Here is a 10,989-nt window from a genome sequence, read left to right as displayed (position 1 = left end):
CCCCCGGCCTCCGTCCCCTACTCCCGCGGCCCCAGAACCCGGTCCGCCAGCCCGTACTCCACCGCCGCGGCGGCCGTGAACACGCGGTCGCGGTCGGTGTCGTGGCGGAGGCGGTCGGCGGTTTGGCCGGTGTGCTGGGTCAGGATCGTCTCGAGTTCGCTGCGCATCCGGACCAGCTCGTCGGCCTGGATGATCAGGTCCGGGATGGCGCCCTGGCCGCGGGCCGCCGGCTGGTGCAGGACCACGCGGGCGTGCGGGAGGACCGAGCGCAGGCCCGGGGTGCCCGCCGCCAGCAGGACCGCGCCGACCGCGATCGCCTGGCCCACGCACGTCGTGCGGATCGGGGACTTGATGTGCTGCATCGTGTCGTAGATCGCCAGCATGGAGGTGAGGTCGCCGCCTTCGCAGTTCACGTAGAGGCTGATCTCGCGGTCGGGGCCGTCGGACTCCAGGTGCAGCAGTTGGGCGATCAGGGCGTTCGCCACGCCGGCGTCGATGGCCGTGCCGAGGTAGATGATGCGCTCGGTCAGCAGGTGCGAGTAGATGTCCGTGACGCGCTCGCCGCGGGGGCTCTGGGTGGTCACGTAGGGGACGGTGTAGGTGCTCATGCCCTGATTCCGATCCGCTTGCGCTCGGGCACCACCTGGCCGAAGGACTCCACGATGTGGTCGATGAAGCCGTAGTCCTTCGCCTGCTGCGCCGTGAACCACCGGTCGTGCAGGGAGTCCTCGTAGACGCGGTCGTAGGGCTGGCCGGTGTCGCCGGCGATCAGCCCGAGGACCGTGGTCACCATGTGCCGCAGGTCGTCCGCCTGCACCTCGACGTCTACGGTGCTGCCGCCGATGCCCGCGGAGCCCTGGTGCATCAGGATCCTGGCATGCGGGAGGGCGAAGCGGCGGCCGGGCGTGCCCGCCGACAGCAGGAACTGGCCCGCGCTGGCCGCCAGACCCAGCGCGAGGGTCGAGACCTCGCACGGGACCAGTCGCATCACGTCGCGGATCGCCAGCATCGCCGGGACGGAGCCGCCGCGGGAGTGGATCCACAGCGAGATCCCCGCGTCCGGATCCTCGGTGGCCAGGGAGAGGAACTGCGTCGTCAGCAGGGTGCCGTTGTCGTCGTCGAGGTCGCCGTCGAGCACCAGGACCCGCCGGCTGAACAGTTGCTCCCGGGTGCGCCAACTGAACTGGGGTGTCTTTTCGTCTTCTGCCATGACTTCACCGTGCCCCGGCTGTGGACGGCTGAGAATGCGGTGCTGCTCTGGGCGGATCAGCTGACAGCGGATCAGCTCAGAGCAGATCAGCTGTGGGCGGATCGGCCACTGCGAAGCTGACGGCGCAGCACGTCGGGGGCCTCGGCGAGCGAGGGACCGTACCAGGTGAGGTGGCGGCCGGAGACCAGGGCGGCGGGCAGCCCGGGGAAGGCTTCGGGGCCGTCGGAGATGCTGAACGCGTAGGGCTCGTCGGGGAGGACGACGAGTTCGGCGCCGCTGGCGAGGAGTTCGGGCAGCGGGATCTTCGGATAGCGCTCGGCATGGTCGGAATAGACGTTCCGTACGCCGAGCCGCGCCAGGACGTCGCCGGCGAACGTGTCGCGGCCCAGGACCATCCACGGCCGCCGCCAGATGGGGATGACGGCCGACCTGCTGGAAGGTGCGGGCGCGGCGGCCGATGAATCAGAACCTTGCGATGGCGGCGGCCCCAGTTCCGCCGCCACCGCAGCCCAAGCAGCTTCCGCCGCGTCCAACCACCCCGGCCGATCGAGCCCGCAGCCGACGGTCAGCATCCGGTCCAGCTCCCGGAACGCCTCGTCCAGCGTCCGGATCTGCGTGACCAGCACGGAGACCCCGGCCTCGCGCAGAGCGTCGAGATCGGCGGGCCGGTTCTCCTCCTCGTTCGCCACCACCAGATCCGGCGCCAGCGCGACGATCCGCCGTACGTCAGGGTTCTTCGTCCCGCCGATCCGCTCGACGTCCAGGTCTGCCGGGTGCGTGCACCAGGCCGTCGCGCCGACCAGCAGCCGTGGTGCCGTCGTCGCGATCGCCTCGGTCAGCGACGGCACCAACGACACCACGCGCTGCATACCCCTGCCCTTCTAGAAGTCGTCGTCGAACGAGACGCTACCGCCGACCGCCACCTGGTACGCCGAGACCCGCCGCTCGAAGAAGTTCGACAGCTCCTGTACGTCCTGGAGCTCCATGAACCCCAGCGGGTTCGCCGTCCCGTACACCGGCTTCAGCCCCAGTTGCTCCAGCCGCCGGTCGGCGACGTGCTCCAGGTACGCCCGCATGTCCGCGACCGGCAGCCCCGACACCCCGGCGCCGAGCAGGTCCTCGGCGAACTGCGTCTCGCACTCCACGGCCTCGGCCAGCATGTCGCGCACCTGCTGCGCCATCTCGTCGTCGAACAGGTCCGGCTCCTCGGCGCGGACCGTGTCCACCACGTCGAAGGCGAAGGCCATGTGCATCGACTCGTCGCGGAACACCCAGTTGGTGCCGGACGCCAGGCCGTGCAGCAGGCCGCGCGAGCGCAGGAAGTACACGTACGCGAAGGCGCCGTAGAAGAACAGCCCCTCGATGCACGCCGCGAAGCAGATCAGGTTCAGCAGGAAGGCCCGGCGGTCGTCGCGGGTCTCCAGCCGCTTCAGATCGCCCAGCGAGTCGATCCAGCGGAAACAGAACTCTGCCTTGCGACGGATCGACGGGATGTTCTCCACGGCCGCGAACGCCGCCGTGCGCTCGTCCTCGTCGGGCACGTAGGTGTCGAGCAGGTTCAGGTAGAACTGGACGTGCACGGCCTCCTCGAACAGCTGCCGCGACAGGTACAGCCGGCCCTCGGGGCTGTTGACGTGCTGGTACAGGTTCAGCACCAGGTTGTTCGCGACGATCGTGTCGCCGGTGGCGAAGAACGCGACCAGGCGGGAGACCAGGTGGCGCTCGGCGGCCGAGAGCTTGTCCAGGTCGGTCAGATCGCTGTGCAGGTCCACCTCCTCCACGGTCCAGGTGTTCTTGATCGCGTCGCGGTAGCGGTCGAAGAAGTGCGGGTAGCGCATCGGGCGCAGGGTCAGGTCGAGACCCGGGTCGAGCAGCATGAGAGGGATTTCCTTTACTGGCTTACTGGCTTACTGGCAGGCTTCGCAGGCTTCGGGGTTCTCCAGCGAGCAGGCGATCGCCTCGTCGTCGGCGATCACCGGCAGGTCGGCGGGGGCGGCGGTGGCGGACGGGGCGGCCGTGGCGGCGACCGTCGCCTGCTGGATCCGCGTCGCGGGCCGCGAGCGCAGGTAGTACGTGGACTTCAGCCCGGCCTTCCAGGCGTACATGTACATCGACGACAGCTTCCCGATCGTCGGCGCGGCCAGGAACAGGTTCAGCGACTGCGACTGGTCGACGAACGGTCCACGCGCCGCCGCCAGGTCGATCAGCGCTTTCTGCGGCAGCTCCCACGCCGTGCGATACAGGGTCCTGATCTCCGCCGGCAGCGCCTCGACGCCCTGCACCGAGCCCTCGGCCCGCTTGATCGCCTCGCGCACCGCCGGGGTCCACAGCCCCAGCGTCTTCAGCTCGCCGACCAGCGCCGAGTTGATCTGCAGGAACTCCCCGGACAGCGTCTCGCGCTTGAACAGGTTCGACACCTGCGGCTCGATGCACTCGTAGCAGCCGGCGATGGAGGCGATGGTCGCGGTCGGGGCGATCGCCACCAGCAGCGAGTTGCGAAGGCCGGTGGCCGCGATCCGGCCGCGCACCGTGCTCCAGCGGGCGGCCAGCTCCGGCGAGGTGGCGACGTTCCACAGGTCCGGCTGGAGGTCGCCGCGCGCCGCGCGGGTGTCCGCGAACGCCGGGTGCGCGCCGAACTCCTCGGCCAGGCCGGCCGAGGTCTCCAGCGCGGTCAGGTAGATCTCCTCGGAGATCCGGGTCGACAGCTCTTGCGCCCGCGCGTCGTCGAAGGGCAGCCGCAGCGCGAAGAACACGTCCTGGAGCCCCATCAGGCCCAGCCCGACCGGACGCCAGCGCGGGTTCGACGCCGCGGTCTGCTCGCTCGGGTAGTAGTTGATGTCGATGACGCGGTCCAGGAAGACCACGGCGGTGCGGACCGTGGCACGCAGCCGGTTCCAGTCGATCGCGTCGCGGGACGGCGTCAGGTGCGCCCCGAGGTTGATCGAGCCCAGGTTGCAGACGGCGGTCTCGGCGTCGGAGGAGACCTCGATGATCTCAGTGCACAGATTCGACAGGTGCACGGTGTTCTGGCTCTTGCCGGGGCCCGGCACGCCGGTCTGGTTGCACAGCTTGTTGGACGCGTCCTTGAACGTCATCCAGCCGTTGCCGGTCTGCGCCAGCGTGCGCATCATCTTGCCGTAGAGCTCGCGCGCCGAGACTTGCCGGACGTAACGGCCCTCGGCCTCGGCCGCGCGGTACGCCGCGTCGAACTCCGCGCCCCACAGGTCCGGCAGCTCCGGCACCTGGTCGGGGTCCATCAGGGACCAGAGGCCGTCGGCCTCGACGCGCCGCATGAACTCGTCCGGGATCCAGTTGGCCAGGTTCAGGTTGTGCGTGCGGCGCGCGTCCTCGCCGGTGTTGTCCCGCAGCTGGAGGAACTCCTCGACGTCCGGGTGCCACGGCTCCAGGTACACGCACGCCGCGCCCTTGCGCCGGCCGCCCTGGTTGACCGCGGCGACCGAGGAGTCGAGCGTGCGCAGGAACGGGACGATGCCGTTGGAGCGGCCGTTGGTGCTGCGGATCAGGGCGCCGCGCCCGCGGACCCGGGAGAAGCCGATGCCGATGCCGCCGGCGAACTTCGACAGGCGCGCGACCTGGTGGTAGCGGTCGTAGATGGAGTCCAGCTCGTCGCGCGGGGAGTCCACCAGGTAGCAGGACGACATCTGGGTGTGCCGGGTGCCGGAGTTGAACAGCGTCGGCGAGCTGGGCAGGTAGGCCAGCGAGGACATCAGGCGGTAGAAGCCGACGGCTTCCTGCGGGTCCTGCGACAGCCCGACGGCGACGCGCAGCAGGAAGTGCTGCGGGGTCTCGATCACGCGGCGGGTCACCGGGTGCCGCAGCAGGTAGCGGTCGTAGACGGTGCGCAGGCCGAAGTACTCGAAGCGGCGATCGCCCTCGGGATCGACGGCGGCGTCGAACTGCCCCGCCGCCGAGCTCACCAGAGCCTCCGTCACGTCGCCGATCAGGCCCTCCCGATGCCCGACGGCGATGGAAGCGCTGAAGCTGCTCGCGCCCTGGCCGGCGGCCTCGCGGGCGATGACCCCGGACAGCAGGCGGGCGGCGAGCTTCGAGTACTGCGGCTCCTCGCCGATGAGCTCGGCCGCGCTCTGGACGGCGAGGTCGGCGATCTGGTCGGCGGTGGCGCTCGGCGGCAGGCCCGCGAAGGTTTTGCGGGCGACGCGCGCCGGGTCGACGTCGGGCAGGTCCGCGGACTTGTCTGCGATCTCCGCTTCGAGCTGAGCTGCTGTCGTCGCTGTCGTGGTCACCGCCGACAGCGTTTGCGCTCCCGCGCGCCCCGCTGCCTCCGTGGTCCCGACATGTGTGAGCGTGACCGTCACAACCTTCTCCTCGCCAGTCGTAGGTCCGAGGTCCGGAACCGTTGGCGAGGCAGACACCGGAGGCGCGCGAAAGCCGCGACGCGCTCCGCCGTCAGCCGTCCCACGCGGCCTCGGACCAGCCGTACCCCACGTCCGGGCACGGCACGGCTGGCAGGTCTTCGGACTCGTGGGCGCTCGCGGGCCCGGAAAGGGCCGCGCGAACCTACTGGCCGTCACTTCCCAGGCCGGCGCCTTCCGGCGCCACTCGGCCCAGTGTGTACGACGGCTGTCGTTCCCACTCACCGCTGCGGGGCAGTCCCGGTCTCGCACCGGGTTCCCTCTTGCCTCGACCGCCGCCCTTGTGCGGGGCGGTGGTCGAACCAGCTGCGTCGGACACCATATCTTGTGGCGGCGCTCAAATTCCAATCAACATGCTGTATGTCAGGGGACTACTGGAAGGTGGCGTGCGTCGGCCGCAGGTAGATCCGCACGCGGGTCGGCGCGTCGCCCACGGGACCGTCCATCGGCAGGGCGTAGCGGTCGGCCAGGACGGCGAAGAAGTCACCCTCCGGGTCCGGCACGATGCGGTCCACGGTCCCGCGCAGCTCCAGGTAGCGGTACGGCGCGTCGGGGTCGTTGATGGAGACCGCGGCGTGCGGGCGGTCGCTGAGCTCCTTGTACTTGGCGCGCTTGGTCGAGGTGGTGAAGGACAGGAACTCGCCGTCCCACAGGAACCACATCGGGTTCACGTGCGGGGTGTCGTCGGCGCGGACGGTCGCCAGGTGGCAGAACACGGGGCGCTCGAGCAGGTCGGCGTGGGATTCGGGGATGACGGACATGGGTCTACTCCAGCCGGGGATCGGATTTCGGGCAAGGGGAGAAGTCGACTGACAGCGATCAGGAAACGTGATCGTCGGAAGCGGCGCCGATGCCGGTGCGCATGACCGACCACCACTCGGCGACCCGGTCGGCGACGTCGGCGTGGCCGGACAGGATTCCCGAGACGTGCTGAACTCCCTGGAAGCCGGCGACCGAGGCCCGGGCCAGTGCGCCGGGATCGGCTCCGGGCCGGAGCTCGCCGCGTTCGGCGGCGGTGCGGAACAGGTCGGTCGAGGTGGCGATCCAGTCCACGAACGGCATGTGGACCGGCTCGGAGATCTGCGCGCGCTCGGCTTGCAGGCGGACTGTCGCCCGGACGATCGGGTCCTCGCGGATCTGCGCTGCGATGCGGGCGAAGACCTCGCCGAGCACGTCCAGAATCCGGTCGTGCGCCGGCATCGCCTCGGTGAGTACCGAGGGCCACTGTTCGTAGCATTCCTCGACGATGGCCGCCGCGATGGCCGCCTTCGCCGGGAAGTGGAAGGCGAGCGCGCCCTTGGTGACACCGGCGCGCGCTGCGATCTCGCTGGTGGTGGCCGTCGCGTAGCCGACTTCTGCGAAACACTCGGACGCGGCCAGCATGATGGCGCGGCGGGTGCGGCGGGCGCGCTCCTGGGTGGGCTCGCCCGGGGCTCGGGAGTCGCCCGGAGTTCGGGAGTCGGCTTGCGGCGGCGTCACGTGCTCAGCCCTGCACCGCGATGACGGTCTTGCCGGGGCTGCGGTTCTCGGCCTGCGCGATGTGCGCCTCGGCGGCCTCGTTCCAGCCGATGACGCCCGGCGCCGGGATGGCCAGGCCTTCGGCGGTGAGCGCGAAGACCCCGGCGATGAGGTCGCCGACCGCGCCGGCGTCGCCCCGGGCCCGGTTGATGATGCTGAAGCCGGCCGTGGTCCAGTTGTTGCGGCGCAGGTCCGCCAGGGTCGGGGCGGCGGGGTCGGGCTGGCCGGCGGCGGCGCCGTAGCTGACCAGGCGGCCGCCGGGGGCGAGGAGCAGTTCCGTCAGCTCGGTCGGGCCGACGCGTATGAGCTCGCCCTCGAACTCGTCGCGGCGTACCAGGGGATGTCGGTGCTGGCCAATGCGTTGCGCGATCCGGAGGTGATGACCGTGCGGGGGAGTCGTCTCGCGGATTGGATCGACGGCCTCGCCTGATCGGGCCCCGTCGCGGGAAGATCGGACGTTCCACATCCGTAAGCGCACCGGAGGGTCAGACCCGTGTTCTTCAAGGACGGCCAGCACATCCTTCTCATCGGCGACAGCATCACTGACTGCGGACGTCGCGAAGAGAACGCCCCCTACGGCAACGGGTACGTCAGCCTGCTGCGGGCGTTCACCACCGCCCGGCACCCCGAGGCCCGGCTGACCTGGACCAACCGCGGCACCAGCGGCAACACCGTCCGGCACCTGGCCGGGCGCTGGGAGGCCGACGCGCTGGCCCCGCGGCCGGACTGGCTGTCGGTGATGATCGGCATCAACGACGTCTGGCGCGCCTTCGACGGCGACCCGGACAACGCCGTCCCGCTCCCGGAGTACGTCGAGACCCTGCGCACGCTGCTGCGCCGCGCGGTCGAGGAGACCGGCTGCCGCCTGATCCTGGCCGACCCCTACATCATCGAGCCGGACCTCACCGAGCCGCAGCGCGCGGCCAGCGACACGTTCGTGACCGCGGTCGCGGGCCTGGCCGAGGAGTTCGACGCGGTGCACATCCCGACGCAGCGGGCGTTCGACGGCGCGCTGGTGACCACGGCGTCGACGGACTGGGCCGGGGACCGCATCCACCCGAACCTGGCGGGGCACGCGCTGATCGCCGACGCGTTCATGAAGGAGTTGGAGATCTGACGACGCGCGTGTAAATCATCGCTTGTCGGGTGTGATCGGGATGAAATGGTCCGCGTGACGAGTGCGAACCTTGATGGCCCCGGTGTGTCCCGGCGCCGGTTCGCCGTGGCCGGGACGGTGAAGGGCTGAGCCGGTTGGACTCCGCGCGTCACATCGTCGCGAGGTCGAACACCAGCGCCGCGGCGATCGCGATTCCGTAGGCGGACGCGGCCAGCTTCACCGTCCGGGTCCGCTTCTGCTCCGGCCAGGAGGTCAGCGTCAGGGCCCAGGCCAGTGTGGGGAGGACCAGGACGCCGTGCAGGCTGATGCCGTGGACCAGCTTGAGGAAGCCCAGGTCGTGGTAGGCCTGCTGCTGGTGCCCGGTCTTGGCCTCGGGGGTGCCGCGGGCGATCATCGCCGCGCCGGAGAGCAGGCCGATCATCAGGGTCGCGAAGCCGGCGCGCAGGGCCAGGCGCATCGACGGGGCCTGGTGCGGGTCGCCGCGGAAGGCCGCGACGGCCAGGCGGCCGAGCACGACGACCAGGATCCCGCCGCCGACGGCCAGGGTCATCGAGACGCCGGTGTTGAAGGAGCCCTGCATGTCGATGTGCGAGGGGACGTGGCGCCAGGCCTGGAGCGTGATGCCGCCGACCTCGACGAAGCAGTCGGCGGCGAAGACGCCGAGGGCCGGCGTGCGGGTGCGTTCGGGGAGCTTGAGGTAGGAGGCGACCCAGGCGACGGCGATGAGGGTGAGGCCGAAGGACAGGCCGAAGGTCGTGGGCTTGCGCCAGGAGACGGGGCCCTCCCACGGTCCGCCGCGCACGAAGAACAGGGCGAAGTGGAACGCGCCCGAGGCGAGCAGGACCAGGCCGAGGAGGTAGCAGACCCGCTCGATGCGGCGGCCGTGCGTCCAGATCCCGCGGACCGCCACCCACCAGGACGGCGGGGCGGGGCTGAGCGGAGCGGCTGACGTCGCGGCGGTCACGTTGACTCCCGGCGGGGTGGATGGTTGCTGTGACTCCTTCATCCTCGGGATCGGGGGTGACGTTGCCATCCGGCGTGGAGAGACACCTCTTCTACGCCCGGGGGAGTAGGGGAACGTGCCGGAATTGCGCCGAGTATGCGCCACGCGTCATCTGCTCAATCGACGTCCACTGAGCCAACGGGCTGATGTTCGCCCCCTGTTCGGCCCTGCGCGCGTGGCGAATCGTGGGAATACCGTGGCGCTTGGGAATGATTTCCGCGAATGGTCCCATTGTTGGCGAAAGGTATGAATTCCCCATGCGTCTCCGAATCGGGCTGCGTGCGTGCGGCATGACCGCCGCGCTGATCGGCACCACGCTGGGCGTCGTCTCGCCCTCGCAGGCCTGCACCATGAACCCCCAGGCGGAGGCGTACGTCGTCTCCGCGCAGGCGCTCGGCGGCCTGGTCAACGTGCCGCCGACGCCGGACTCGAAGTTCCCGCCCGGCGGCACCAAGACGCTGCCGACCCTGAACCTCGGGCCGATCAACGTCGACGCCCTGCTCACCGCCACCACCGCCGGCGACCCCAAGGCCGGCACCGCCTCGTCGTCGGCGACCGCCGCGCACCTGATCCTGACGATCCCGCTGGTCGGCTCGCTCGACATCACCGGGATCAAGGCCACCTGCACCGCCCCGGCCACCCCGGGCACCGCCACCGGCACCTCGACCATCGCCACGGCGGTCTTCACCCCGGTCGCGCCGCCGGCGCCGCTGCCCCCGCTGCCGCCGGTGACGATCACCATCCCGACCGGCGTGAACCAGACGATCGCCGTGCCGGTCCTGGGCAGCATCGTGTTCAACAAGCAGACCACCGACAAAGACGGCAACCTGACCGTCGAGGCCGCGGACATCACGCTGGCCGGCGGCCAGGAGGTCGTCCTCGGCTACGCGGAGTGCGGCGGTGCGGCGCCGAGCACGAGCAGCTCGCAGCACCACATGCACTAAAGCGGGCACTCGGGGCCTGAGGCCCTGAGGGTTTCAGCGGCGGGTCCCGGCTCAGGCCACTGGGTCGGGACCCGCTGTTTTCTTGGGGGCTCGCCTGGTCTTACCGGGGCTCACTGGTCGAGTGTGGTGGTGCTCCACTTGGAGCCGTCGTACCAGTACGCGGGCTTCCCGTTCAGGCCGATGGTGCGGAACGGCCTGCCGTGGTCGTCGACCGTCAGCGTGCCCTGCTGGTCCCCGCAGCTCCAGACCAGGACCAGGTCCCAGTCGATCTCCCGGTTCGCGGAGTGCGCGTCGACGTCCAGGACCTGCGAGTCGCTGCCGGAGACCTGGAACGGGAAGTCGGCGAGCCCGACGGTGTTGTTCGAGGTCTCGCCCTTGACGGCCTTGATCTTCGGGTCCGCGGCGTCCAGATCGATGGCGAACGAGGCCGGATCCAGCCCGCCGCCGCAGCCGGAGCCCATGGTGTAGGCGTAGCCGCCCTGGGGCGCGGGCTTCGCGCCGACGACGTGGACGTAGAGCGTGTGCAGGACGACCGGCGGCCGTCCGGCGCTGCCCTGCGCGGTGAGCTGGAGGCGGAGGTGGCCGCCGGGGACCGCGCCGAGGGGCTGGGCCCAGAGGCCGACGTCGGGCAGGCCCGGGGGCGGGGGGACTTTGGCGGGCGGCTGGGTCGCGTAGAACCACTGGCCGCATTCGGTGTCCCAGTTGTCGGCGAGGACGTTGACGGTGACCGGGGTCGGGAGGGCGGCCGGTGGGGTCGACGATGACGGCGGCGACTTCGGCGCGGCTGAGGCTGAGGTCGATGA

General features: G+C 70.6%; 11 protein-coding genes, 1 pseudogene and 1 riboswitch. Of the genes and pseudogenes, 2 read left to right on the top strand and 10 right to left on the bottom strand.

Going from position 1 to position 10,989, the window contains the following annotated elements; translation table 11 throughout:
• Positions 1–17: 17 nt before the first annotated feature.
• From GWK61_RS48625 to GWK61_RS48590, 8 genes are all read right to left on the bottom strand, one after another.
• Entirely contained in the window at positions 18–608 is a 591-nt protein-coding gene (locus GWK61_RS48625) for a ClpP family protease (protein WP_194920320.1), read from the bottom strand.
• Positions 605–1,210 carry a ClpP family protease gene (locus GWK61_RS48620; protein ID WP_194920319.1) on the bottom strand — a complete coding sequence of 202 codons (606 nt, stop codon included), beginning with the start codon at positions 1,208–1,210 and terminating at the stop codon, positions 605–607. The genes GWK61_RS48625 and GWK61_RS48620 overlap by 4 nt, the downstream gene beginning before the upstream one ends.
• Before the next feature lie 86 nt (positions 1,211–1,296).
• Positions 1,297–2,079, bottom strand: a complete 783-nt coding sequence (locus GWK61_RS48615; RefSeq protein WP_194920318.1) for a helical backbone metal receptor — start codon at positions 2,077–2,079, stop codon at positions 1,297–1,299.
• 12 nt (positions 2,080–2,091) lie between these two features.
• Positions 2,092–3,087, bottom strand: a complete 996-nt coding sequence (locus tag GWK61_RS48610; RefSeq protein ID WP_194920317.1) for a ribonucleotide-diphosphate reductase subunit beta — start codon at positions 3,085–3,087, stop codon at positions 2,092–2,094.
• A gap of 30 nt (positions 3,088–3,117) precedes the next feature.
• Positions 3,118–5,475 carry a ribonucleoside-diphosphate reductase subunit alpha gene (locus tag GWK61_RS48605; RefSeq protein ID WP_323748100.1) on the bottom strand — a complete coding sequence of 786 codons (2,358 nt, stop codon included), beginning with the start codon at positions 5,473–5,475 and terminating at the stop codon, positions 3,118–3,120.
• Positions 5,476–5,679: 204 nt separating this feature from the next.
• Positions 5,680–5,926: riboswitch (cobalamin riboswitch) on the bottom strand.
• Positions 5,927–5,975: 49 nt separating this feature from the next.
• A complete protein-coding gene (locus GWK61_RS48600) occupies positions 5,976–6,365 on the bottom strand; it encodes a PPOX class F420-dependent oxidoreductase (RefSeq protein ID WP_194920316.1) in 390 nt (129 codons plus the stop codon).
• Between the two features lie 58 nt (positions 6,366–6,423).
• Positions 6,424–7,083 carry a ScbR family autoregulator-binding transcription factor gene (locus GWK61_RS48595; RefSeq protein ID WP_194920315.1) on the bottom strand — a complete coding sequence of 220 codons (660 nt, stop codon included), beginning with the start codon at positions 7,081–7,083 and terminating at the stop codon, positions 6,424–6,426.
• A gap of 4 nt (positions 7,084–7,087) precedes the next feature.
• A complete protein-coding gene (locus GWK61_RS48590) occupies positions 7,088–7,588 on the bottom strand; it encodes a zinc-binding dehydrogenase (RefSeq protein ID WP_194920314.1) in 501 nt (166 codons plus the stop codon).
• A 27-nt stretch (positions 7,589–7,615) separates the two neighbouring features.
• On the opposite strand from GWK61_RS48590, the gene GWK61_RS48585 reads away from it, so the two are divergent.
• A complete protein-coding gene (locus tag GWK61_RS48585) occupies positions 7,616–8,239 on the top strand; it encodes an SGNH/GDSL hydrolase family protein (protein WP_194920313.1) in 624 nt (207 codons plus the stop codon).
• A 148-nt stretch (positions 8,240–8,387) separates the two neighbouring features.
• Here GWK61_RS48585 and GWK61_RS48580 read toward each other — a convergent pair whose 3' ends face one another.
• Entirely contained in the window at positions 8,388–9,203 is an 816-nt protein-coding gene (locus tag GWK61_RS48580) for a hypothetical protein (protein WP_194920312.1), read from the bottom strand.
• A gap of 296 nt (positions 9,204–9,499) precedes the next feature.
• Here GWK61_RS48580 and GWK61_RS48575 point away from each other — a divergent pair, with 296 nt between their 5' ends.
• Positions 9,500–10,186 carry a choice-of-anchor P family protein gene (locus tag GWK61_RS48575; RefSeq protein WP_194920311.1) on the top strand — a complete coding sequence of 229 codons (687 nt, stop codon included), beginning with the start codon at positions 9,500–9,502 and terminating at the stop codon, positions 10,184–10,186.
• 110 nt (positions 10,187–10,296) lie between these two features.
• On the opposite strand, the pseudogene GWK61_RS48570 reads toward GWK61_RS48575, so the two are convergent.
• Positions 10,297–10,989 (bottom strand): annotated as a pseudogene (locus tag GWK61_RS48570) (transcriptional regulator); the annotation flags it as partial.

This window comes from Catenulispora rubra (assembly GCF_015356825.1).
Lineage (GTDB): Bacteria > Actinomycetota > Actinomycetes > Streptomycetales > Catenulisporaceae > Catenulispora > Catenulispora rubra.
Note: the sequence above shows the minus strand (reverse complement) of the source record. Positions and strands in the feature narration are given on the sequence as shown.

What these genes read in the sequence shown, in the direction of transcription:
- GWK61_RS48620 (WP_194920319.1), bottom strand. Translation starts at nt 1,210, where the DNA reads ATGGCAGAAGACGAAAAGACACCCCAGTTCAGTTGGCGCACCCGGGAG.
- GWK61_RS48575 (WP_194920311.1), top strand. Translation starts at nt 9,500, where the DNA reads ATGCGTCTCCGAATCGGGCTGCGTGCGTGCGGCATGACCGCCGCGCTG.
- GWK61_RS48600 (WP_194920316.1), bottom strand. Translation starts at nt 6,365, where the DNA reads ATGTCCGTCATCCCCGAATCCCACGCCGACCTGCTCGAGCGCCCCGTG.
- GWK61_RS48625 (WP_194920320.1), bottom strand. Translation starts at nt 608, where the DNA reads ATGAGCACCTACACCGTCCCCTACGTGACCACCCAGAGCCCCCGCGGC.
- GWK61_RS48615 (WP_194920318.1), bottom strand. Translation starts at nt 2,079, where the DNA reads ATGCAGCGCGTGGTGTCGTTGGTGCCGTCGCTGACCGAGGCGATCGCG.
- GWK61_RS48610 (WP_194920317.1), bottom strand. Translation starts at nt 3,087, where the DNA reads ATGCTGCTCGACCCGGGTCTCGACCTGACCCTGCGCCCGATGCGCTAC.
- GWK61_RS48590 (WP_194920314.1), bottom strand. Translation starts at nt 7,588, where the DNA reads ATGTGGAACGTCCGATCTTCCCGCGACGGGGCCCGATCAGGCGAGGCC.